The 23,416-nt window shown below is 32.8% G+C and carries 21 protein-coding genes and 1 riboswitch; of the genes, 20 read left to right on the top strand and 1 reads right to left on the bottom strand.

Annotation, left to right across the window (positions count from 1 at the left end):
• The first annotated feature begins 27 nt into the window (after positions 1 to 27).
• From rpsK to MHM83_RS07095, 8 genes are all read left to right on the top strand, one after another.
• Positions 28 to 414 carry a 30S ribosomal protein S11 gene (rpsK, locus tag MHM83_RS07130; RefSeq protein ID WP_047789818.1) on the top strand — a complete coding sequence of 129 codons (387 nt, stop codon included), beginning with the start codon at positions 28 to 30 and terminating at the stop codon, positions 412 to 414.
• 136 nt (positions 415 to 550) lie between these two features.
• Positions 551 to 1,156, top strand: a complete 606-nt coding sequence (gene rpsD / locus MHM83_RS07125) for a 30S ribosomal protein S4 (RefSeq protein WP_047789817.1) — start codon at positions 551 to 553, stop codon at positions 1,154 to 1,156.
• 99 nt (positions 1,157 to 1,255) lie between these two features.
• Positions 1,256 to 2,248, top strand: a complete 993-nt coding sequence (locus tag MHM83_RS07120) for a DNA-directed RNA polymerase subunit alpha (protein WP_047789816.1) — start codon at positions 1,256 to 1,258, stop codon at positions 2,246 to 2,248.
• Positions 2,249 to 2,310: 62 nt separating this feature from the next.
• A complete protein-coding gene (rplQ, locus tag MHM83_RS07115; protein WP_047789815.1) occupies positions 2,311 to 2,787 on the top strand; it encodes a 50S ribosomal protein L17 in 477 nt (158 codons plus the stop codon).
• A 97-nt stretch (positions 2,788 to 2,884) separates the two neighbouring features.
• A complete protein-coding gene (carA, locus tag MHM83_RS07110) occupies positions 2,885 to 3,994 on the top strand; it encodes a glutamine-hydrolyzing carbamoyl-phosphate synthase small subunit (RefSeq protein WP_047789814.1) in 1,110 nt (369 codons plus the stop codon).
• A 73-nt stretch (positions 3,995 to 4,067) separates the two neighbouring features.
• Positions 4,068 to 5,357 carry a phosphopyruvate hydratase gene (gene eno, locus MHM83_RS07105; protein ID WP_159490047.1) on the top strand — a complete coding sequence of 430 codons (1,290 nt, stop codon included), beginning with the start codon at positions 4,068 to 4,070 and terminating at the stop codon, positions 5,355 to 5,357.
• A gap of 154 nt (positions 5,358 to 5,511) precedes the next feature.
• Positions 5,512 to 6,054: a hypothetical protein gene (locus MHM83_RS07100; RefSeq protein ID WP_239178990.1), complete on the top strand. Its 543-nt coding sequence runs from the start codon at positions 5,512 to 5,514 to the stop codon at positions 6,052 to 6,054.
• Between the two features lie 4 nt (positions 6,055 to 6,058).
• Positions 6,059 to 6,652 (top strand): hypothetical protein, encoded by a 594-nt coding sequence (locus MHM83_RS07095; protein ID WP_156167073.1) that lies wholly within the window; start codon positions 6,059 to 6,061, stop codon positions 6,650 to 6,652.
• Between the two features lie 80 nt (positions 6,653 to 6,732).
• Here the strand turns inward: MHM83_RS07095 and MHM83_RS07090 are convergent, their stop codons facing one another.
• On the bottom strand, positions 6,733 to 7,587 hold the full coding sequence (locus MHM83_RS07090; protein ID WP_159490049.1) for a hypothetical protein: 855 nt from the start codon (positions 7,585 to 7,587) through the stop codon (positions 6,733 to 6,735).
• A gap of 384 nt (positions 7,588 to 7,971) precedes the next feature.
• Between MHM83_RS07090 and MHM83_RS07085 the strand changes: the two genes are divergently transcribed.
• The 12 genes from MHM83_RS07085 to MHM83_RS07030 all read left to right on the top strand — a co-directional run bounded on the left by MHM83_RS07085 (position 7,972) and on the right by MHM83_RS07030 (position 23,375).
• A complete protein-coding gene (locus MHM83_RS07085) occupies positions 7,972 to 9,258 on the top strand; it encodes a citrate synthase (protein WP_047789810.1) in 1,287 nt (428 codons plus the stop codon).
• Positions 9,259 to 9,320: 62 nt separating this feature from the next.
• On the top strand, positions 9,321 to 10,274 hold the full coding sequence (locus MHM83_RS07080; RefSeq protein ID WP_231128385.1) for an arginase: 954 nt from the start codon (positions 9,321 to 9,323) through the stop codon (positions 10,272 to 10,274).
• A gap of 97 nt (positions 10,275 to 10,371) precedes the next feature.
• A riboswitch (TPP riboswitch) is annotated at positions 10,372 to 10,466 on the top strand.
• A 67-nt stretch (positions 10,467 to 10,533) separates the two neighbouring features.
• Entirely contained in the window at positions 10,534 to 10,737 is a 204-nt protein-coding gene (gene thiS, locus MHM83_RS07075) for a sulfur carrier protein ThiS (protein WP_047789808.1), read from the top strand.
• A 45-nt stretch (positions 10,738 to 10,782) separates the two neighbouring features.
• Complete coding sequence (gene thiC / locus MHM83_RS07070; RefSeq protein WP_159490050.1) at positions 10,783 to 12,642, top strand: phosphomethylpyrimidine synthase ThiC; 1,860 nt, start codon at positions 10,783 to 10,785, stop codon at positions 12,640 to 12,642.
• Between the two features lie 73 nt (positions 12,643 to 12,715).
• Positions 12,716 to 13,318, top strand: coding sequence for a thiamine phosphate synthase (locus MHM83_RS07065; protein ID WP_073181415.1), 603 nt, complete (start codon positions 12,716 to 12,718; stop codon positions 13,316 to 13,318).
• Between the two features lie 33 nt (positions 13,319 to 13,351).
• Positions 13,352 to 14,107: a hydroxymethylpyrimidine/phosphomethylpyrimidine kinase gene (locus tag MHM83_RS07060; RefSeq protein ID WP_239178989.1), complete on the top strand. Its 756-nt coding sequence runs from the start codon at positions 13,352 to 13,354 to the stop codon at positions 14,105 to 14,107.
• A complete protein-coding gene (gene thiE / locus MHM83_RS07055) occupies positions 14,104 to 14,751 on the top strand; it encodes a thiamine phosphate synthase (protein WP_167713434.1) in 648 nt (215 codons plus the stop codon). The genes MHM83_RS07060 and thiE overlap by 4 nt, the downstream gene beginning before the upstream one ends.
• Before the next feature lie 10 nt (positions 14,752 to 14,761).
• Positions 14,762 to 15,532, top strand: a complete 771-nt coding sequence (locus MHM83_RS07050; protein ID WP_047789803.1) for a thiazole synthase — start codon at positions 14,762 to 14,764, stop codon at positions 15,530 to 15,532.
• 106 nt (positions 15,533 to 15,638) lie between these two features.
• On the top strand, positions 15,639 to 16,763 hold the full coding sequence (gene thiH / locus MHM83_RS07045; protein WP_047789802.1) for a 2-iminoacetate synthase ThiH: 1,125 nt from the start codon (positions 15,639 to 15,641) through the stop codon (positions 16,761 to 16,763).
• Positions 16,764 to 16,821: 58 nt separating this feature from the next.
• Entirely contained in the window at positions 16,822 to 17,175 is a 354-nt protein-coding gene (locus tag MHM83_RS07040) for a four helix bundle protein (protein ID WP_167713438.1), read from the top strand.
• A gap of 48 nt (positions 17,176 to 17,223) precedes the next feature.
• The gene (gene moeB / locus MHM83_RS07035) at positions 17,224 to 18,273 is read left to right on the top strand and encodes a molybdopterin-synthase adenylyltransferase MoeB (protein ID WP_167713440.1); all 1,050 of its coding nucleotides are present in this window, start codon (positions 17,224 to 17,226) and stop codon (positions 18,271 to 18,273) included.
• A gap of 299 nt (positions 18,274 to 18,572) precedes the next feature.
• Positions 18,573 to 23,375, top strand: coding sequence for a hypothetical protein (locus tag MHM83_RS07030; protein WP_239178988.1), 4,803 nt, complete (start codon positions 18,573 to 18,575; stop codon positions 23,373 to 23,375).
• Positions 23,376 to 23,416 lie beyond the last annotated feature (41 nt).

Raw genomic sequence — 23,416 nt, 5'->3', positions numbered from 1 at the left:
ATTATTTTTTACTAATAGTAAAGAATTATGGCAAAGTCTAAAGTAACAAAAAAACGTAAAGTTGTAATAGAGTCAGTTGGTGAAGCTCACGTAACTGCATCTTTCAACAATATTATTATTTCTTTAACAAACAAAAAAGGTGACGTTATTTCTTGGTCATCTGCAGGAAAAATGGGCTTCAGAGGTTCTAAAAAGAACACTCCTTACGCAGCTCAGTTAGCAGCAGAAGATTGTGCAAACGTTGCTAAAGAAGCAGGTTTACGTAAAGTAAAAGTGTATGTTAAAGGACCAGGTAACGGTAGAGAATCTGCAATCAGATCTATTCACAATTCAGGTATTGAGGTAACAGAAATTATTGATGTTACTCCGATTCCTCACAACGGATGTCGTCCACCTAAAAGAAGAAGAGTATAAGTTGAATTAATTTTCAACTTATACTTTATTTAGCGTACTTTTGTGCGTGAAAAATTAAGTATTTTAACACAGTAGGATTAAAAAGATTATCGAAGGAGTACGCCTTAATTCATAATCCCTACTAAACTAATTAGAAATGGCAAGATATACAGGACCAAAAACTAAAATTGCTCGTAAGTTTGGCGAAGCAATTTTCGGAGACGATAAAAACTTCGAAAAAAGAAATTACCCTCCAGGACAACATGGAGTAGGTAAAAGAAGAGGTAAAAAATCTGAATATGCAATCCAGTTAATGGAAAAGCAAAAGGCTAAATATACCTATGGTATTTTAGAACGTCAGTTCCGTAACCTTTTCAAAAAAGCATCAGCTTCTCAAGGAGTAACAGGTGAAATCTTATTACAATTATGTGAATCTCGTTTAGATAACGTAGTATACCGTTTAGGTGTTGCAAATTCACGTAGAGCTGCACGTCAGTTAGTATCTCACCGTCACATTACAGTTAACGGAGATATCGTTAACATTCCATCTTATAGATTAAAAGAGGGAGATGTAGTAGCAGTAAGAGAAAAATCTAAGTCGTTAGAAGCTATTGAAAATGCTTTAGCAGCTAATAGCAATGTTTACGAGTGGTTAACTTGGAATGCAGATCAAAAATCAGGAACATTTGTAAAAGCTCCAGAAAGATTACAAATACCTGAAAACATTAAAGAGCAATTAATCGTAGAATTATACTCTAAGTAATAAATTAATCATATTGGTATTTAGCCAAAGGGTTTATTCGTATTTCTTCACACTTATAAACCGCGCAACTAAATAACAATTAAAACGAAGAAAAATAATATGGCAATTTTAAATTTTCAAAAGCCTGATAAAGTAATAATGATTGAATCTACTGATTTTTCAGGAAGATTCGAATTTAGACCTCTTGAACCAGGTTTTGGATTAACAGTTGGTAATGCATTACGAAGAGTATTATTATCATCTCTTGAAGGATTCGCTATTACATCATTACGTATCGACGGAGTTGATCATGAGTTTTCAACTATTCAAGGTGTTGTAGAAGATGTAACAGAAATTATCTTAAACTTAAAGCAAGTACGTTTTAAGAAGCAGATTGAAGAATCAGACAGAGAAACAGTTTCTATTGCAATATCAGGACAAGAGCAATTAACAGCTGGTGACTTACAAAAGTTCATTTCAGGTTTTCAAGTACTAAATCCAGATTTAGTAATTTGTAACATGGATAAATCAGTAACGTTAAATGCTGAAATTACCATTGAAAAAGGTAGAGGTTTTGTACCAGCAGAAGAAAATAAAAGAGCTGGTGCGCCTTTAGGAACAATTTTTACAGATTCTATTTACACTCCAATAAAGAATGTAAAATATGCTGTTGAAAATTTCCGTGTAGAGCAAAAGACCGATTACGAAAAATTAGTTTTCGATATCGATACTGATGGATCTATCAATCCTAAAGATGCCTTAACAGAAGCAGCTAAGATTTTAATCCACCACTTTATGTTATTCTCTGATGAGCGTATCACTTTAGAGGCAGATGAAATTGCACAAACTGAAACTTATGATGAAGAATCATTACATATGCGTCAGTTATTAAAGACGAAACTAGTTGATATGGATTTATCAGTTCGTGCTTTAAATTGTTTAAAAGCTGCAGAAGTAGATACTTTAGGAGACTTAGTATCATTTAACAAAAGCGATTTAATGAAGTTCAGAAACTTTGGTAAAAAATCATTAACAGAATTGGATGAGTTAGTGGCTAACAAAGGTTTAAATTTCGGAATGGATTTAAGCAAATACAAATTAGATAAAGATTAACCTTTCATATTTTGCTCCTCTAAATTAGAGTAGTAGCAAGATGAGAGCTAAAACCAAATGTCATGAGACACGGAAAGAAATTTAATCACTTAGGTAGAAAAACAGCGCATAGAAAAGCGATGTTATCTAATATGGCTTGTTCTTTAATAGAGCACAAGCGAATCAATACTACTGAAGCTAAAGCGAAAGCTTTACGTAAGTTTGTTGAGCCTTTAATTACAAAATCTAAAGACGATACAACGCATAACCGTCGTGTAGTATTTAGTTACTTGCGTAGCAAAGAAGCTGTTACAGAATTATTCAAAGAAATTTCTGTAAAAGTAGCAGACAGACCAGGAGGATACGTTCGTATAATCAAATTAGGAAACCGTCAAGGAGATAACGCTCCAATGGCGATGGTTGAATTAGTTGACTACAACGAGTTATACAATCCAAAAGGAAACAAAGCTAAAAAGAGTACTCGTCGTAGCCGTCGTGGTGGAGCGAAGAAAACTGAAGCTGCAGCTGTTGAAACTCAAACTTCACAAGAAGAAGAATAAAAATGAGAATTTTTATAAATTATATCAAAGGGATAAACATTTAATGTTTGTCCCTTTTTTTATATATTTTTGCAAACAAATTACACAACACCACTAAATGAAATATAAAACACGTAAAAAAGCATTAGTTCTATTAGCAGATGGGACTATTTTCTACGGTAAATCTATTGGGATAGAAGGAACCGCAACAGGAGAAATTTGTTTTAATACAGGTATGACAGGATACCAAGAAATTTTTACAGATCCTTCTTACTTCGGACAATTAATGGTAACGACCAATGCTCATATTGGTAATTATGGAGTTAATAATGAAGAAGTAGAATCAGAAGGAATTAAAATTTCAGGCTTAATTTGTCGTAACTTCAGTTTTACACACTCTCGTGTAGATTCAGATGGGAATCTATTCGATTGGTTCGAAAAGCACAATTTAGTAGCTATTTCAGATGTTGATACACGTGCGTTAGTATCTTACATTAGAGAAAATGGAGCTATGAACGCTGTTATTTCAACTGAAATAGATAAAATAGACGAATTAAAGAAGCAATTAGCTGAAATTCCTAACATGGAAGGATTAGAATTAGCTTCTAAGGTATCAACCAAAGAACCTTATTTCGTAGGTGATGAAAATGCCCCAATAAAAATATCAGCTTTAGATATAGGTATAAAGAAAAATATTTTAAGAAACTTAGCTAAAAGAGGCGCTTATATTAAAGTGTACCCTTACAATGCTAGTTTCGAACAAATGAGTGATTTTAACCCTGATGGATACTTTATTTCTAATGGACCTGGAGACCCAGAGCCTTTAGTAGAAGCTCAAAAGACAGCCAAAGAAATAATAGAAAAAGATTTGCCTTTATTTGGAATCTGTTTAGGGCACCAAGTAATTGCATTAGCTAATGGAATTTCTACTTATAAAATGCATAATGGTCATAGAGGTATTAATCATCCTGTTAAAAATTTATTGACAGGAAAAGGAGAAATTACTTCCCAAAATCATGGTTTTGCTATTAATAGAGAAGAAACAGAATCGCATCCAGATGTGGAAATAACACATGTACATTTAAACGATAATACTGTAGCAGGTATTAGAATGAAGTCTAAAAATGTATTTTCTGTACAATACCATCCAGAAGCTAGTCCTGGACCGCATGACGCTGAATACTTATTTGATCAGTTCATTGAGAACATTAAAAAAGTAAAAGCATAAATTTTTAAAAAGTATAATAAATAAATTCCCGTGAATTAACAATCACGGGAATCTATATTAAAAGTAAATAACTATGAGTATCATAATAAACATTCATGCACGTCAAATTTTTGATTCAAGAGGAAATCCAACAGTGGAAGTAGATGTAACTACAGAAAATGGAATCGTAGGTAGAGCAGCAGTACCATCTGGTGCTTCTACAGGTGAACACGAAGCTGTTGAATTACGTGATGGAGGTGACAATTATATGGGTAAAGGTGTTTTAAAAGCGGTTGAAAATGTTAACACAGTTATTGCCCAAGAGTTATTAGGAGTATCTGTATTTGAGCAAAACATGATCGATCAATTGATGATTGATTTAGATGGAACTCCGAACAAATCAGTTTTAGGAGCGAATGCTATTTTAGGTGTTTCTTTAGCAGCAGCAAAAGCAGCAGCAAATGAATTAGGATTACCATTATATCGTTATGTAGGCGGAGTTTCAGCAAATACTTTACCTGTTCCTATGATGAATATCATTAATGGAGGTTCACATTCAGATGCACCAATTGCATTCCAAGAATTTATGGTTATGCCAGTAAAAGCTCAAAACTTTACAGAAGCAATGCAAGTAGGGTCTGAAATCTTCCATAACTTAAAGAAAGTATTGCATGATCGTAATTTATCTACAGCAGTAGGTGATGAAGGTGGATTTGCTCCAACGCTTGAAGGAACAGAAGATGCTATTGAAACAATTGCCTTAGCAACCAAGAATGCTGGATACAAATTTGGAGAAGAAGTGATGATTGCATTAGATTGTGCTTCAGCTGAGTTTTATATAGATGGACAGTATGATTATACTAAGTTTGAAGGAGATAAAGGTGCTGTAAGAACTTCAGAAGAACAAGCTACTTATTTAGCTGAATTATGTGAAAAATACCCTATTATATCTATTGAAGATGGAATGGATGAGAACGATTGGGATGGATGGAAGATGTTAACAGAAAAAGTAGGAGATAGAGTTCAGTTAGTTGGAGATGATTTATTTGTAACAAACGTTGAGCGTTTATCAAAAGGAATTGAGAATGGAATTGCAAATTCAATCTTAATTAAAGTAAATCAAATAGGTACATTAACAGAAACAATTGCAGCGGTAAACATGGCGCATAATGCAGGATATACTTCTGTAATGAGTCATCGTTCTGGAGAAACTGAAGATAATACCATTGCAGATTTAGCTGTAGCATTGAACTGTGGACAAATCAAAACAGGTTCTGCTTCACGTTCTGATCGTATGGCAAAATACAATCAATTATTACGTATTGAAGAACAATTGGCAGATGTAGCTTATTATCCGAAAGAAAAAGCGTTTAAAATAAAATAATTTTTTAATAAACTTTAAAGCCCGTACTTAAGTACGGGCTTTTTTAGTTAAGTATAGTATTGTTTTTTGATAAATAGTTTAAATATAAGAAGTAAAAGTAGGGTAAAACACTTCTAACTTTTTATATAGTTGTTTATGAACTAAAAAAATAATTATGAAAAAATCATTCCTGCTTATTTGTAGCTTATTTGTTGCAACAGTATTTTCTCAAGAACAACTAACGCAGCGTGTTTGGAGAGTAAATTTTTTAACCCCAGGGATTGAATATGAAATGCCTATTGGAAATAACTCAACTCTTTCTATAGGGGTAGGAATAGGATATAGTGGAAGTTATCCACACTCTTCAGCTTCTGGTGTAGATACAGGGTTAGTATATGCCATAAACCCTTTTTTAGACCTGCAACAGAGATGGTTTTATAATTTTGATAAACGTAAAACTAAAGGTTTGAATATAACCAACAATTCAGCAAATTTTATATCAGCTCGTATTTTAACAAGAGGTAAAACTCTTTTTGGAGATGATGTAGTAACTGATAATTTAGATTTTGCTGTCGGACCTACTTGGGGTATCCAACGTAAATATGGTAAAAACTTTCACTTTTTATTTGATATGGGACCTATTTATTATTTTGATGTAAATGGAGGTCATGGTTTTTTCCCCTTAATGTTACAACTAAATTTAGGGTTTGATTTATAGAAATATGAAATACTTATACATATTACTTGCTGTTATTGTAATTACGTCTTGTAATTTGGTAAAATACACTCATTCTGGAGATGTAAATTCACGATTAGATTTCAGAAAAGGAAAGTGGTTGTTAAATGATGTTACTTCTTTTAAAAACATTAGAAAAGATGGTTTAACTGAAATGGCAAATGAACGATTTTCTGAACTTATAGGTAATAGACTTTTGGTAGTTAGCAACATGAAAGGACTATTAATTCCTAGTAATATTTCACCTAGTCTTGATAAATCTATTTTAAAAGATATAAAATACGGCACAGGTTATGATTACTTTATTGATATTAGAACTAAAAATATATCCAATGAAGTAGGTGTTTTAGGGGCAAGTAATTCTCTAACTGATCCTTCAAAAAACATAGGTGAGGTGACACTTAGTATCTACGATTTAAACATATTTAAAATAATATACAGTCAAACAGTAGTTGGTAAATTAGTTGTTTCTGAAAAAGATAATGATTATGCGCTTTCAAAAAACTCAAACCTTATTATTCATAGTGCTTTGAAAAGAATTATGAAGAAGATAAAGAAAAACCAAATCAAGGCTAAATAGTATAAAAAACAAAGGCTGTTTTAAATCATAAAACAGCCTTTGAAATTCAATTCAATTCGTTTATTTTAGTCGATTATATTTTAATTTAAGTTTAAGAATTCTTCTTCAGAAATTTCTCCTGAAGCAATTTTTTGTAACTCTTCTAAGTGTGCTACAATATGCTCGTGCTGACTTTGTTCGATAGTAGCAGGCTTAACTAATTCTAACTTTAATCTACCATCTTTTACATAATAGTCATAGTAGTAAAAAAAGTTTGCATCAAAGTTTCTGTTAGAATAGGTACCGTTATCTCCTAATAAGTAACCTAACCTAAAAGCAGATCTTCTTTGTGCAGCTGTACCATGAGAACTTCCATTAGGACCAGCTAATGTTTGTGAGAAGTTGTAAGCACCCGCTGCAGTATTCCAATCACTAGTATAAGTTCTACGGATAAAATATCCTCCAAAACCATCAGCTTCTAATTCAGTAGCACTAACATGATTGCCGCTAGGAATGGTATTGTCTCTAAACTGTACTTGATGTGCCATTTCATGAGCAGCAACATAAGCAATAGCAACATTACCATAATTTAAAGCACTAGCTAGCAATTCTTCTCCCCATACTACATAACCATTAGAATAAGAAAGAGCATTGAAAGTTCCGTCTCCACCTGCTAAGTATAAAGGTACATTACCCATTCCAAAAAAACTCGCAGCTTCGTTGTGTTCAGTTTTTAAAAAATTGGTGGTAGATTGGTTAACTATATAATCAGCCCAATAAGAGTTTGGACCAAAACCGTCAACAGTGTAACACTCAGCATTGTTAATTTCTAGCATGCTTGGAGAGTTAATACCCATAGGGGCGTTGTCGCTTGTTAAATTATTGTCTTCTTTGGTACATTGTACGGCAAGAATTGATATGCATAATAATGCAATAATAAATTTAATTTTTTTCATTGTGAAAGGGTTTTATGAATTGAATTAATTTTTTCTAAAAATATATGTTGTTTTGTTAACGGAGTTAAATAAAAGATATTGTGTATTTAATTTGTTATCAAGAAAAAAATACACACTCTAAAAGAATACGGAATTTGGTATGCTTAAATAAGTTTGTAAGGTCTGAAAAAATAAGAGAATTAAGATTAAATCAATTTTATAAGAGAAATTAATTGTGTCTTTCTTCTAGGTAAGGCGTTGTATTATAAGTAAGATTAGATTTGTTTTTTTTAATAAAATAAACTGATTTTTACATATTAAAAATCTATCAATTCTAACTTTTAAAATAATTCAAAAAATGGTATCTTCGCAACTCACTTCAATCATAAAAAATTATAGTAAAAAATGTCAGATATAGCAAAATTACAAATTGGCGAAAATACGTATGAGTTTCCTTTAATAAAAGGAACAGAAAATGAAACTGCAATTGATATTAAAGCCTTAAGAGGAGCCACGGGTGGAGTTATAACTATTGACCCAGGATACAAGAATACAGGTTCATGCCAAAGTGCTATAACATTTTTAAACGGTGAAGAAGGTGTCTTAAGATACCGTGGATATTCAATTGAAGAATTGGCAGAAAAAGCAGATTTCTTAGAAGTGGCTTATGCGTTAATTTTTGGAGAATTACCAACTAAAGAACAATTAGATAAATTTTATGGAGACATCTTAGATGAAGCTATTGTTGATGATGACATCAAAAAAATTATTGATGCCTTTCCAAAGAATGCACATCCAATGGGGGTGTTATCGTCGTTAACGTCTGCATTAACAGCTTTTAATCCATCTTCTGTTAATGTTGACTCAGAAGAAGATATGTATAAAGCTATTGTTAAAATAATGGGGAAATTCCCAGTATTGGTAGCTTGGACTTTACGTAAGAAACAAGGATTGCCATTAAACTACGGTTCACGTAAGTTAGGTTATGTTGAGAATATTTTAACAATGATGTTTCAAAAACCTAATGACGAGTATGAATTAAATCCAATAGTTAAAGATGCCCTAGATAAGTTATTAATCTTACATGCAGACCATGAACAAAACTGCTCTACATCTACAGTACGTATTGTAGGTTCTTCTCATGCAGGGTTATTTGCATCGCTATCAGCAGGAATTTCAGCTTTATGGGGACCTTTACATGGTGGAGCAAATCAAGCAGTACTTGAAATGTTAGAAGCAATTAAAGAAGATGGGGGAGATACTAAAAAGTACATGGCAAAAGCTAAAGATAAAAATGATCCTTTCCGTTTAATGGGATTCGGACATCGTGTATATAAAAACTTCGACCCGAGAGCAAGAATCATCAAAAAAGCTGCCGATGAAGTGTTAAATGACTTAGGAGTTGAAGACCCAATTTTAGATATCGCAAAAGGATTAGAGCAAGAAGCATTAAATGATCCATATTTTGTAGATAGAAAACTATATCCAAATGTAGATTTCTATTCAGGAATAATATATAGAGCTATGGGAATTCCTGTAGAAATGTTTACAGTAATGTTTGCTCTAGGGCGCTTGCCAGGATGGATTGCTCAATGGAGAGAAATGCGTTTAAACAAAGAACCAATTGGTCGTCCACGTCAAGTTTACGTTGGAGAGAACTTAAGGGAATTCGTAGAATTAGACAAGAGATAAACTATTTAAAAAGTGTCATTTAAAATAATTAAATGGCATTTTTTTATGTAAAATAACTCATGATGAAAGAAATTAAAATTATCAAAAACAGATCAGACATTGGAGCAGGAACTCGTGGGTCTGACATGGGAGTAGATGCGATTGAAATTGCAGCGATAAATAAAAAAAGTAATTATTTCGATTCTTTTGATTTTGAAGATGTAATCACTGAAAACGAATCTATTTATAACAAGGTAAATAATTCGTTTGCAAAACGAATTGATAGCGTTTTTAATCAATGTAAACGATTAAGTAACCACGTGAAAGTAAATTTACAAGAAGGGAAGTTTCCTATAGTTTTGTCTGGAGACCATTCTTCAGCGTTAGGAACTATCAGTGGAATAAAAGCAGCTAACCCTAATAAAAGAGTAGGAGTAGTTTGGATTGATGCTCATGGAGATTTACATTCTCCTTATACATCACCATCAGGAAATATTCACGGAATGCCTTTATCTGCCGCTATTTCAGATGATAATTTAGACTGCCAAATTAATGATGTAGACAGAGAAACATCAGAGTTGTGGGAACGTATGAAAAACATAGGTACTCCAGGGCAAAAAGTTTTACCTGAAGATATCATTTTCTTTGGTGTTCGTGATACAGAAGAACCAGAAGACAAACAAATGGAAAAATATGGTATTAAAAACTATATGGTTGCTGAAGTTCGTTACCGTGGATTAGATGTTTGTGTAAACGAAGCTTTAGATAAATTATCTGTTTGTGATGTAATATATGTGTCGTTTGATGTAGATTCAATGGATTGTGATATGATATCTTATGGTACAGGAACACCAGTACCTAAAGGATTTGATCAACATGAAATCATTGATATAATTAACGGATTGTTAGCAAGTAATAAAGTAGCTTGTTTGGAGTTTGTTGAAGTAAACCCATTACTAGACTTTAAAGGAAATAAAATGGCTGAAACGGCGTTTGAAGTTCTTGAAGAAGTAACTAAAAAGGTAAAGAGTTTATAGTATTATAATAATTTTTGTAAAAAGCGAACTTTTAAAAGTTCGCTTTTTTATTTTTATAGAGGTCGTTTTAGAAAAAATAAACGTTTATATTTGTTGCAGTAAACTTTAGGAGTAGCTAGTTCGCTAGTTTGAGAAAGATCCTTTGAACCTGATATGGTTAACACCAGCGTAGGGAAAAGTTATAAAATCTTATTTAGGTATTGTTCATAATAAAACAATTCTGAATTTCTTCTACAGTTTACTTTAAATATATGTTAGTATGATAACGATAAAAGTAAACAATAATCAACAAGAGTTTTTAAGCCCATTAGTATTGCAAGAATTAGTAGATAAACTACAAATTAAAACCAATGGAATTGCTATTGCTGTTAACAGTAGTGTGGTAAAAAAAACAGATTGGTCTTCAAAACTACTCCAAAACAATGATGAAGTTTTAATCATTAAATCTACACAAGGAGGATAATATTTTCAGCAAACAAAATTCAAATTATAAACAAACAACCTTAAAATGAAGAAAAAAGATACAGCTCCAAAACAAGATGGTGTAACAAGACAACCATTTCCGAACTCCAAAAAAATATATGTTCAAGGAAAAATTCATCCACAGATAAAAGTAGCAATGCGCGAAATTGAATTGAGTGATACCGTGGATTCGATGACTAAAAAAAGAACACCTAATGAGCCAGTTACAGTATACGATACTTCAGGTCCTTATACAGACCCCAATAAAGAGATTAATATTCATAATGGATTAGAACGTATTCGAGAAGAATGGATTATAGAGAGAGGAGATGTAGAAGAATTAAATGAATTTACTTCGAATTATTGTAACGAACGTTTAAATGATAAAAGTTTAGACCATTTACGATTTAACTTAAAGCATAAACCTAAGAGAGCTAAAAAAGGACAAAATGTAACACAGTTACATTATGCAAAAAAAGGAATTATTACTCCTGAAATGGAATATATTGCCATTCGTGAAAACCAGCGAATAGACGAAATAACACGTTTATCTAAACAACATCCAGGGCAAGATTTCGGAGCAAGTATTCCTGCAAAAATTACTCCTGAATTTGTGAGAGAAGAGGTAGCAAGAGGACGAGCAGTTATTCCATCAAATATCAATCACCCAGAAGCAGAACCAATGATTTTAGGTCGTAATTTCTTGGTGAAAATCAATGCGAATATTGGAAATTCAGCTACCACCTCATCAATAGAAGAAGAAGTAGAAAAAGCAGTTTGGGCATGTCGTTGGGGTGCTGATAATATTATGGATTTATCTACAGGTAAAAATATTCATGAAACTAGAGAGTGGATTATCCGTAATTCACCTGTACCTGTAGGAACCGTACCTATTTATCAAGCTTTAGAGAAAGTAAATGGGATTGCTGAAGACTTAACTTGGGAAATTTTTAGAGATACTTTAATTGAACAAGCTGAGCAAGGAGTAGATTACTTTACGATTCACGCAGGAGTTCGTTTACGTTATGTGCCTATGACGGCAAAACGTATTACAGGGATTGTATCAAGAGGAGGTTCTATCATGGCAAAATGGTGTTTAGCACACCATAAAGAGAGCTTTTTATATACTCATTTCGAAGAAATTTGTGAAATTATGAAGGCTTATGATGTTGCTTTTTCGTTAGGAGATGGTTTACGACCAGGTTGTATTGCCGATGCGAATGATGAAGCGCAATTTGCTGAATTAGAAACGTTAGGGGAGCTAACAAAAATAGCACGTAAACATGAAGTACAATGCTTTATAGAAGGTCCAGGTCACGTGCCAATGCATATGATTAAAGCAAATATGGATAAGCAATTGGAAGCTTGTGATGAAGCTCCGTTTTATACTTTAGGGCCTTTAACTACGGATATTGCTCCAGGATACGACCATATAACTTCAGGAATTGGAGCGGCAATGATTGGTTGGTTTGGTTGTGCCATGTTGTGTTATGTAACACCAAAAGAACATTTAGGGTTACCTAATAAAGAAGATGTACGTACAGGAGTAGTTACTTATAAATTAGCAGCCCATGCAGCGGATTTAGCAAAAGGACATCCGGGAGCGCAACACAGAGATGATGCTTTAAGTAAAGCACGTTTTGAGTTCCGTTGGGAAGATCAATTCAATTTAGGATTGGACCCAGAATTAGCTAGAGAATATCACGATGAGACCTTACCAGCAGAAGGAGCTAAAATTGCACATTTTTGCTCTATGTGTGGGCCAAAATTCTGTTCTATGAAAATATCGCAGGAAGTACGTGACTTTGCAGCAGAAAATAAAGTGGAAGGAGACGAAGTATTTGCAAAAGGAATGGAGGAAAAATCTAAAGAGTTTAAAGACAAAGGTTCAGAAGTTTATCTATAAAACCTAAACTTAGAATTATGAATTACGAGTTGACAATTTCTAAATTCGTAATTCATAATTTAAAATTCACTATATGATTGTTTTAATAGCTCCAGAAAAAGATATTCCAAATGAGATTGAAATCCTTCAACAATTATTTAAAGAAGGATTGGAATATTATCATTTCAGAAAACCTGATAAGAATTACGAGGAGCATGTAGCTTATTTGAATAAGATAGATGAAAAGTATCATGATAGAATAGTTACTCATTATTTTCATAAACTCATTAATGAATTCAACCTAAAAGGAATTCATTTTCAAGAGCAAAAAAGAATTGATGCTTTAGAGAATGGAAGCGAATATTTTATAGGATTAAACATGATAGGAAAAACGATGAGTAGCTCTTTTCATGAACCTTCAGTTCTAGCGAATTGCGACATCGAATTTGATTACCATTTATTAAGTCCTGTTTTCTCTTCTATTTCAAAGAAAGGATACGAAGGAAGAGGTTTTGATGTAAATCATATTGATAAAACCATTATAGGTATGGGCGGAATTAATACTGATACCATTCAAAAAACCTTAGAGTTAGGTTTTCAAGGAATAGGTGTGTTAGGAGGAGTTTGGAATACAGAAACCCCAGTTGAAAGCTTTAAAAATATCAAGCGTCATTACGAGAAGTATATGAAGAAGTAATCTTTTTATCAAAAGAAAGCATATTAATAAAAAATGAAACAACAAGCTTACATACTAACGATTGCAGGATTTGATCCGTCAAGTGGAGCAGGATTGACTTCGGATATTAAAACTTTTGAAGCACATGGGTTATATGGATTATCGGTATGTACAGCAGTTACAGTTCAAAATGACATCGATTTTAAAGACTGTGTTTGGATTGATAAAGAAACCATCATCAGTCAAATAGAAACTTTATTTGAACGCTTTGAAATATCAGTAGCAAAAATAGGAATCATCCAATCTTGGAATGTATTATTGGAGGTTGTTCAAACACTAAAAAAATACAATTCATCCATAAAAATAGTATTGGATCCTATTTTAAAAGCCAGTGCTGGATTTGATTTTCATTCCGAAGAGAATATAAAGGTGTTTGAAGAAGTATTGCAACATTGTGATTTTATCACTCCAAATTATGATGAAATCAAAGTTTTGTTTTCTAATAAATCGATTGAAGAAACCATTGAATTCATTTCAGAAAAGACCAATATCTATTTAAAAGGAGGACATAGAGAAGATAAAAAAGGATGGGATGAAGTATATCACAGTAAGATAGTACAATTGAATATTCCACCGAAAGCTACATCCGTTTTTGAAAAGCATGGAAGCGGTTGTGTGTTGTCTTCAGCTTTAGCTTCAAACATAGCCAAACAACTTTCTTTAGAAGATGCATGTACAAATGCCAAATGGTATACAGAACAATTTTTAAACTCTAATAAAACGCTCTTAGGAGAGCACAACTATACATGATAAGTAAATTACACTATATAACTCAAGGGAAAACTCCAGAAGAACACTTAGAAAATGTTCAAAGAGCTTGTGCTTCTGGAGCAGAGTGGGTACAACTCCGATTAAAGAATCTGGATCCGAAAACTATTTTAAAAACAGCTCAAAAAGCGAGAGAAATTACGAGTCATTTTCAAACTCGTTTAATCATAAACGATTATTACAAAGTAGCTAAAGAAATCAAAGCAGATGGAGTTCATTTAGGAAAAACAGATACGTGTCCGTTAAAAGCAAAAGAGTATTTAGGTGATTTATATATCGTAGGAGGAACAGCAAATACTTTAGAAGATTGTAAAATGCTACTAGAGAAAAAAGTAGATTATATTGGTTTAGGTCCTTATCAGTTTACTGAAACTAAAAAGAATTTGAGTCCAGTTTTAGGGACTACTGGCTACCAGATGCTTTTAGAAGAGTTGAAAACAACCACTCCAATAATAGCCATTGGAGGAATTACTATAGAAGACGTATCTGAAGTTATAAACACAGGAGTATATGGAGTCGCTGTTTCAGGAGCAATTACACAAAATTTCAACTCGATTCCTACATTTCATAAAATTTTAAAAGCTCCAAGTACCAATGAACAAGTGTACAAAATAGGAGCGCAATAAATTAGCAATAATGAATACCAACTTAACAATAGCCGATAAAACATTTACCTCACGATTATTTACAGGAACAGGAAAATTCAGTTCCTCACAATTAATGAAAGAGGCTTTGCTAGCATCAGAAAGTGAATTGATAACAGTTGCTTTAAAAAGAGTAGATGTTCAAAATGAAGATGATGATATCTTATCACATTTAAGCCACTCAAGAATCAATTTATTACCAAACACTTCGGGAGTTCGTACAGCAAAAGAAGCAGTGTTTGCAGCTGAATTGTCTAGAGAAGCTTTGGAAACGAATTGGGTAAAATTAGAAATACATCCAGACCCAAGATATTTATTACCTGATCCTATCGAAACCTTAAAAGCTGCGGAAGAATTGGTGAAAAAAGGTTTTGTAGTGATGCCTTACATTCATGCAGATCCGGTTTTATGTAAGCGATTAGAAGAAGTAGGAACACAATGTGTAATGCCTTTAGGAGCGCCCATTGGAAGTAATAAAGGATTGAAGACGTTGGAGTTTTTAGAAATCATTATAGAACAATCTAATGTTCCAGTAGTTGTAGATGCTGGTATTGGAGCACCCTCGCATGCGGCATATGCTATGGAATTAGGAGCTGATGCTGTTTTAGTAAACACAGCTATTGCGGTATCACAAAATCCGGTAGCGATGGCACAAGCTTTTAAGATGGCAGTTGAAGCAGGAAGAATGGCATATGAAGCAAAATTAGCTCCCGTAAGAAAACAAGCAGAAGCAAGTAGCCCATTAACGAGTTTTTTAAGTTAGTATAACGTCATTACGAGGAGAAAAGGACGAAGTAATCTGTTTGCTGAGAACCTAAAAAAATAAAGATTTCTTCGCTTCGCTTACGATGACGAATAAAAATTAAAAGATGTGTAAAACATTTACAACCATATTTAATCAATACAATTGGGATGAAACTTTACAAAGCATTTTCAATAAAACATCCGTTGATGTTGAAAGTGCTTTATCTAAGGATAAACTCGATTTGGAAGATTTTAAAGCGCTCATTTCTCCTGCAGCAAAACCATTTTTAGAGCAAATGGCGCAAAGGAGTCGCATGCTTACTAAAAAGCGATTTGGAAATACCATTCAAATGTATGCTCCAATGTATTTGAGTAACGAGTGTCAGAATATATGTACGTATTGCGGATTCAGTTTTACAAACAAAATTCCGAGAAGAACATTAACCGACGATGAAATATTAAAAGAAGTTGCTTTTTTAAAGAAAAAAGGCTACGATCATATTTTGTTAGTTACTGGGGAAGCTAACAGAACAGTGGGAGTTGATTATATCAAAAACGCGATTCAGCTCATTCGTTCACAATTTTCAAATATTACTATTGAAGTTCAACCTTTAGATCAAGATGAATATGAATTGTTAATTGAGAATGGGTTGTATGCCGTATTGGTATATCAAGAAACCTATCATAAACAAGAGTATAAAAAACATCATCCGAAAGGGAAAAAATCAAACTTTGAGTATCGTTTAGAAACCCCTGATAGATTGGGGAAAGCAGGTGTTCATAAAATAGGATTAGGAGCTTTATTTGGACTGGAAGATTGGCGAGCTGATAGCTTTTTTACAGCATTACACTTAAAATATTTACAAAAAACCTACTGGAAAACGAAGTATTCTATTTCATTTCCACGCTTGAGACCACATTCAGGAGGATTAGAACCCAAAGTAGAAATGACGGATGCAGATTTGGTACAATTAATCTGTGCGTTTAGATTATTAGATGAAGATGTAGAACTGTCAATGTCTACCCGAGAAAGTGAAGTTTTTAGGAATAATATTGTTAATTTAGGGGCAACCTCAATAAGTGCAGAGTCAAAGACAAATCCTGGAGGATATAGTGTTGAACCACAATCGTTAGAGCAATTTGAAATTTCAGACGAACGAAGTACAGAAGAAATTGTACAGATGCTAAAAGGTCAAGGGTTAGAAGTGGTTTGGAAAGATTGGGAGCAGTTTGGAAAGATTGGCTTTTAGCTGTTAGCACTTGGTTTTTTGAGGTAATGATTAAGATTGAAAAACAAATAAAAAAGCTATGAGAAATTATCGAAAGTTTGAAGTGTGGAAAAAATCACATGAGCTAGCATTAAAAGTGTACGAGTTAACTAAAGGCTTTCCTAAAGAAGAAATATATGGAATAACCTCACAATTAAGAAGAGCTTCATTATCAGTTCCAACGAATATTGTTGAAGGAGTTAGTAGAAATACAGAAAAAGAATTTGCTTATTTTGTTAATATAGCATCAGGTTCATCAGCTGAGGTTGAGTACCTTCTAGAATTTGCAAGTGAATTGAATTATTTGTCGTACGAAGACAATGAAAATTTAAATAGAGAAATAATTTCAATAAGAAAAATGTTAAATGTATTATACTCAAGGTTAAGAAAATAAAGTTGTAAAATAAATACTAATAGCCAAAAGCGAATAGCTAATAACCAAATGCTAACAAAAGAAGAACAAAAACAATACAACCGTCATTTAATTCTCGATAAAATAGGGGAAGAAGGACAATTAAAACTAAAACAAGCCAAGATATTAGTTATAGGGGCTGGTGGATTAGGATGTCCTGTATTACAATATTTAACGGCAGCAGGTATTGGGACGATTGGAATTATTGATGATGATATAGTAGATCAAAGTAATTTACAGCGTCAAGTTTTATATACGATAGATGATATAGGAAAGTCTAAAGCGGAAACAGCAGCAAATCGTTTATCTAAATTGAACCCTTTTGTTCAATTTCATGTGTATAAAGAAAAATTAACAAATCAGAATGCTATTTCATTATTTGAGAAATATGATGTAATTGTAGATGGTAGCGATAATTTTGAAACACGCTATTTAACCAACGATGCAGCGGTATTAACACAAAAGCCATTGGTGTATGGGGCTATTTTTAAGTTTGAAGGACAAGTAAGTGTGTTTAATTATCAAGGAAGTGCTACTTACCGATGTTTATATCCAACACCACCCAAACCAGAAGAATCACCCAATTGTTCAGAAATTGGTGTAATAGGTGTGTTACCTGGAGTTATAGGAAGTTTACAAGCAAATGAAGTTATTAAGATTATTTGTGGAATAGGGGAGGTGTTAGCTAATAAATTATTGATGTATGATACATTAAGCATGCGTCAAATGATATTAAAGTTTGAAAGAACTGATAAAGCTGAGGTAACAGAGTTAGATAACGATTATGAATTCTTTTGTGGAATTAAAACAGCGACCCACGAAATAACTTTAGAGGAGTTACAAAATAATCTAACATTCTATAATTTATTAGATGTTCGTGAAGATTGGGAACGAGAGCACCACCATATTGGAGGACAACATATCCCTTTAGGAGAGCTTGCTCAACGATATGATGAAATAAATACCGAAAAACCTGTAATAGTGTACTGTAAATCAGGAGTACGTAGCCAACGTGCAATTGATTTTTTAGAACAGCAATTTGACACCGTTACTTTTATAAACTTAAAGGGAGGAGTATAAATTTTAGTGTGCATAGTTTATCACAATTAGCGGGCTTTTTTTAGAAGGATTTGTATTGCTATTGTATAAATGTTTTTGCTTGTCAAGCAAAGTTTATTATAGTATAGAGAATTCTTTTTTTAAGACTTAAAATTCTTTATACATAAATTTAATTTGTTAATAAAAATTAACAGTATTTTAAGTGGTTTTTATATAAAAAAGTATTATAAGGTAAAAAAGCTTTGTTGTGATTACATTTTTCACTTAATTTGCAGACTATTAAAGGGGAATAAAAGATTAAGTCTACTATATAAAAAACTATGTTAAAGAAAATTGCTATTTTCTTTCTTTTGTGGTTGTTTACTGTTCAGATAACGATTGCATCAGAAGGCTATAATGCTGTTAAAGAAACAATAAAAGATAGCTTAAAAGTTAAGCCAATAAACTCTTTTTCTAATTCTTTATTAAAAGAAACTTATGAAATAGAGACTTCACCAAAGGCAAAAGAATTTTCTTGGCCCAATATTAAAAAATGGTATCCAGCTTCTTCGCTTGTAGTTAATGATAGAGATAAAGCGCTAGCTTCATTTGAACAAATTGAAAAGCATGAGTCTTGGGTAGACAATTTTTCAAATGAAGATATAAAAGAACTTCCAGTTGGTGTTAAGCATACTAGAGAGAATATTCAATATGCCATAGGGATAACACAAGCTAACATTTACAAAGACTATACAGAGTTAACTGTTTTTGCAAGGGTACGTTTGCCGCAAACTAATGAAAACGGTTATCCTGTAGAGCTGTTTTTTGGAGCTAATAATGTTAAGTTATCGCATGATGGAGGTATTATCGGAGATGCTAACTTAGTATTGTTAGGAGATATGCATATACCTTTTAATGGAGGCAAATGGATGTTAACTTTAAAAGGAGGGTTTGATTATAGAACAGGTGTAACGCAAAATAAAACATATGTAACCATTAATTGTGATGGTGTTAAAGAGTTAGGGATAGAAGGAGAAGTTGAGTTTTCAAGAGAATTGATTGTACCTTTAGAAGAAAATGGAGAAGTAAATGAAGGAAAAACAAAAGTTCCTTATAAAGTAGAAACAGAAAACGGAACGCAAACGCTCCAAGTACCTTATCGTGTAAAAGGAGCTTTTAAAGCTATTGCTTCAGATTGGAACGATTTATTGGTCGGAATAAGTCTACAACCTTTTGTTTTAGCTAAAAAGAGAAATAAAAAAGATTATGATGGTAATTTTCAATTCTATTTAAATGAAGCTGTTCTAGATTTTAGTGACCTACGAAACTCTCCTAGTGTTAAATTCCCCGAACATTATCATAAAAACGGATTATTACTACCAAATCAAAATATTTGGAGAGGAGTTTATGTAAACACGTTAGATGTAAAACTACCTAAAGAGTTTAAAACTTCAAAAACTATTTCTAAAGGAGGTAAGAGAATAGCTTTCGGAGCTCATAACTTATTAATTGACGGTCATGGAGTTTCAGGTTCTTTTTATGCAGAAAACATTTTTCCATTAAATGAAGGGAGAACCAATAAAGAAAAAGCTTGGGCATATTCTTTAGATAAAATAGAAGTGTCATTAGCAGCAAATAAATTAATTGGGGCATCTTTTGATGGACGTATTCAGTTACCTATTTCAAAATCTGAAAAGAAAAATGAAAAACTAGGTTTAAGATATACAGGTATTATCTCAGAAGAAGAATATTTGTTGAATGTACGTAATGATTCTATTATTGATTTTAATATATGGAAAGCTAAAGGAGAACTATTGCCTAATAGTGCTATTGAATTAAAAGTTAAGGAAGGTAAATTCAAACCTAAAGCAACGTTACATGGTCGTTTGGCAATTAGTGCAAATCAAGTAAAAAGTTTAGAAAACGAAGGAGATTCGCTAGTAGATAATTCAGGTAAAAAGAAATTAGTTGAATTTAAAGGAATTGTTTTTCAAAACTTAGTTTTACAGACTGAAAGTCCAGTTTTTTCGGTTGATTATATGGGGTATCGTGATAAGGTAGCTCTAGCTGGATTTCCAGTTTCTATAGAAAATATAGGGATTACAGCAAATAAAACGAATGCAAATTTATATTTTGACTTAGGGATTAACCTAATGGGAGAAAATAATGGTTTTGCGGCAAAAACTAGTTTAGGTATTATAGGAGCTTATGAGGAAGAAAACTACAGGCAAAAGTGGAAGTTTCAGGAAATAGAGCTTAATGCTATAGCCTTAAAAGCTGACTTAGGAGGTTTTTCTATGGAGGGAAACTTAACATTAATGAATGACGATCCAGAGTATGGTAACGGTTTTGCAGCTAATTTGAAGGCTGAGTTTAAGTCAGGAAATGGAATTAAGGTAGAAGCTAAAGGGGTTTTCGGGAAAACTACTTTTAGGTATTGGCAATTTGAAGCTATGGTGGATAATTTACCTCCAGGAACAGGGTCAGGAATATTGAATTTAGAAGGTTTTTCGGGGGGGGCTTCTTATCGAATGAAGCGTACAGATTTTTCATCTTCTTTTTCACCTTCAGGTATAGGCTATGTTCCAGATAGTAAGGTTGGGTTAGGAGTTAAAGCTATGGTAATGTTTAATGCTGTTAAGAAAGAATTAGTAAAAGGAGGAGCGGGATTCGAAATAGTTTTTAACAGTAAAGGAGGTGTTGACTTTTTAGGCTTTTATGGGCAAGCAACACTTATGGGGGTGGAAATTCCAGGAATGGGAAAAGTAAGTGAGTTAATGTCAAAACTGAAGGAAAATACTGTAGCCAAAGAAAAATTTTTAGGGGTAACTAAAGAGAATATAGATAATTCTTGGACAGGAAGAAACCTCTTAAATAAAGCTTCTGGAGATTTTCCACAAACACCAACAGGTAAGATGGCTATTAGTGCCAAAGTTGGAATTACCTATGACTTTCAAAATGATGTGCTTCACGGTGAGTTAGATGCTTATGTAAATGTAGCTGGTGGTTTTGTTGAAGGTAGAGGAACAGGAGGTAGAGCAGGTTGGGCGGTGTTGCACTTTTCACCAGAAGATTGGTATATATATATAGGTACACCAGAAGATCGTTTAGGGTTGCGTATAGGTGTTGGTCCTGTAAGTGTAGAATCAGGAGGGTATTTTATGGTAGGATCTAAACTACCGGGGTCACCACCACCTCCACCTATAGTTGCTGAAATTTTAGGAGTTGATGTCAATGAACTTGATTATATGCGAGATGAAAATAGTTTAAGTAATGGGGGAGGATTTGCTTTTGGAGCAGATATCTCTATCGATACAGGAGACTTACGTTTTTTAATTTTTTATGCTCGTTTTCAAGCAGGGGCTGGTTTTGATATTATGTTGAAAGATTATGGGGAGGCAAAATGTTCAAATACAGGAGATCAAGTAGGAATTAATGGATGGTATGCTAACGGACAGGCGTATGTGTACTTACAAGGGGAGTTAGGGATTCATGTTAAATTATTTTTTATAAGTAAAAAAATACCGATTATAAAAGCTGGCGCAGCAGTATTGTTGCAAGCAAAAGCTCCAAACCCTGTATGGATGAGAGGTTATGTTGGAGGGCATTTTAACGTTTTAGGAGGATTGATTAAAGGGAGATTTAGGTTTAAATTAACATTAGGAGAAGAATGTGTATTTGAAGATGCATCACCACTTGGAGGACTGAAAATAATAACAGACGTTACTCCAGATGATGGAGGTAAAGATGTAGATGTATTTGCTATACCTCAGGCTACTTTTAGTATGAAAGTAGGAGAACCTATTATAATACCGGAAGATGAAGGAGATAAAACATACAAGATTATTCTTGAAAAATATAGAATACTACATAAAGGGAAAGAAATAGAAGGAAATATTGAGTGGTCTAATTATAAAGATAGAGCCAACTTTATTTCTACTGATATTTTACCGCCGAATGAAGAATTAACCGTTGAGGTAGAAGTAAGTTTTAAAGAAAAAGTAAAAGGAGTCTTTAAAACAATAATGATAGATGGAAAAAAAGCTATTGAAAAAGAAGAAAGAACTTTTGTAACAGGAGGAGCACCAACAGTAATTCCATTACATAATATAACCTATGCATACCCTGTTTTAGATCAAAAATATTTTTTAGAGAAAGAATATGATAAGGGATATATTCAACTAAAAAGAGGGCAAGATTACCTATTCGATGATGCACAATGGAATAGTTATTTAATTTATGAAAAAGAAGGCGAGCTACCTTCTAAATATGAGTTTAATTACAATACATCAGATAATGTACTTGTGTATGATTTACCTAATGTAGTGCAATCATCTAATTATCATTTAAGTATTGTAAGTAAACCAAAAACAAAGAATAATGTAAGTAATGATAACAGTACTTATCAAAATGTGGATTTAGGAAATGATAGTGAAGATAACTCTGTGAAGGTACAGCAAAATAAAGCGGAGAATATTTCTAAAGATGGAGAAATAGAAAGGTTAGCTTACGATTTTAGTACTTCAAAATATAAAACCTTTAGAAATAAAATAAACTCAATAAAAACAACCAATTATAATTGGGGTAAAATTTATTCAGATGTTATTTATTTAAGCAATAGAATAGAGAATCATGAGCCGTTTGATATAGTAGAACTGTTAGGAACAAGCTACACAGATAATGTTCCTTTAGTAAATATAGAAGCAACTTTACAAGACGATTATTTTGAAAAAGATATAAATCCACCATTGTATGCAAAATATCCATTAGGAGGTTACCGAGTAAAAAGACGTGACGAAAATGAGTTGGGAGCACCTCCAAAATATGCACTTCCATTGTTAAATACTTATATAAGTAACGCAGAGTACGAAGTAAATAAAAATATGTTAGAAACGACATTCCCTTTCAGGTATAATTTAGGGTATGTATACAAACAAGATTGGATAGATATACAATCACAAATAGTAAATGATTATAGTGATGGAATTATCGATGATGGGAATCCAGTATTGGAGTTTTTAGATAAGAATTACTTATTTATGAGGTATGGGGATTATAAAACTGAATTGTTTTACACGTTACCAAGTGGAATAAAAGGAACCAGCGTTATATATAAATTTAAAAACCCTAATAAGTTTAGGTAGTAATTTAAAATATTAATTAGAGGTTTAAAAAAAGATAAAAG

This window comes from Tenacibaculum sp. Mcav3-52 (assembly GCF_022347665.1).
GTDB classification, from domain to species: Bacteria; Bacteroidota; Bacteroidia; order Flavobacteriales; family Flavobacteriaceae; genus Polaribacter; species Polaribacter mesophilus.
The sequence above is the reverse complement of the archived record's forward strand: the minus strand, read 5'-3'. Positions and strand labels throughout refer to the sequence as shown.

What these genes read in the sequence shown, in the direction of transcription:
- MHM83_RS07090 (WP_159490049.1), bottom strand. Translation starts at nt 7,587, where the DNA reads ATGAAAAAAATTAAATTTATTATTGCATTATTATGCATATCAATTCTT.
- moeB (WP_167713440.1), top strand. Translation starts at nt 17,224, where the DNA reads ATGCTAACAAAAGAAGAACAAAAACAATACAACCGTCATTTAATTCTC.
- thiH (WP_047789802.1), top strand. Translation starts at nt 15,639, where the DNA reads ATGTGTAAAACATTTACAACCATATTTAATCAATACAATTGGGATGAA.
- rpsD (WP_047789817.1), top strand. Translation starts at nt 551, where the DNA reads ATGGCAAGATATACAGGACCAAAAACTAAAATTGCTCGTAAGTTTGGC.
- thiS (WP_047789808.1), top strand. Translation starts at nt 10,534, where the DNA reads ATGATAACGATAAAAGTAAACAATAATCAACAAGAGTTTTTAAGCCCA.
- thiC (WP_159490050.1), top strand. Translation starts at nt 10,783, where the DNA reads ATGAAGAAAAAAGATACAGCTCCAAAACAAGATGGTGTAACAAGACAA.
- rplQ (WP_047789815.1), top strand. Translation starts at nt 2,311, where the DNA reads ATGAGACACGGAAAGAAATTTAATCACTTAGGTAGAAAAACAGCGCAT.
- MHM83_RS07065 (WP_073181415.1), top strand. Translation starts at nt 12,716, where the DNA reads ATGATTGTTTTAATAGCTCCAGAAAAAGATATTCCAAATGAGATTGAA.
- MHM83_RS07120 (WP_047789816.1), top strand. Translation starts at nt 1,256, where the DNA reads ATGGCAATTTTAAATTTTCAAAAGCCTGATAAAGTAATAATGATTGAA.
- MHM83_RS07095 (WP_156167073.1), top strand. Translation starts at nt 6,059, where the DNA reads ATGAAATACTTATACATATTACTTGCTGTTATTGTAATTACGTCTTGT.
- MHM83_RS07085 (WP_047789810.1), top strand. Translation starts at nt 7,972, where the DNA reads ATGTCAGATATAGCAAAATTACAAATTGGCGAAAATACGTATGAGTTT.
- rpsK (WP_047789818.1), top strand. Translation starts at nt 28, where the DNA reads ATGGCAAAGTCTAAAGTAACAAAAAAACGTAAAGTTGTAATAGAGTCA.
- MHM83_RS07060 (WP_239178989.1), top strand. Translation starts at nt 13,352, where the DNA reads ATGAAACAACAAGCTTACATACTAACGATTGCAGGATTTGATCCGTCA.
- MHM83_RS07030 (WP_239178988.1), top strand. Translation starts at nt 18,573, where the DNA reads ATGTTAAAGAAAATTGCTATTTTCTTTCTTTTGTGGTTGTTTACTGTT.
- eno (WP_159490047.1), top strand. Translation starts at nt 4,068, where the DNA reads ATGAGTATCATAATAAACATTCATGCACGTCAAATTTTTGATTCAAGA.
- MHM83_RS07050 (WP_047789803.1), top strand. Translation starts at nt 14,762, where the DNA reads ATGAATACCAACTTAACAATAGCCGATAAAACATTTACCTCACGATTA.
- MHM83_RS07040 (WP_167713438.1), top strand. Translation starts at nt 16,822, where the DNA reads ATGAGAAATTATCGAAAGTTTGAAGTGTGGAAAAAATCACATGAGCTA.
- carA (WP_047789814.1), top strand. Translation starts at nt 2,885, where the DNA reads ATGAAATATAAAACACGTAAAAAAGCATTAGTTCTATTAGCAGATGGG.
- MHM83_RS07100 (WP_239178990.1), top strand. Translation starts at nt 5,512, where the DNA reads ATGAAAAAATCATTCCTGCTTATTTGTAGCTTATTTGTTGCAACAGTA.
- MHM83_RS07080 (WP_231128385.1), top strand. Translation starts at nt 9,321, where the DNA reads ATGAAAGAAATTAAAATTATCAAAAACAGATCAGACATTGGAGCAGGA.
- thiE (WP_167713434.1), top strand. Translation starts at nt 14,104, where the DNA reads ATGATAAGTAAATTACACTATATAACTCAAGGGAAAACTCCAGAAGAA.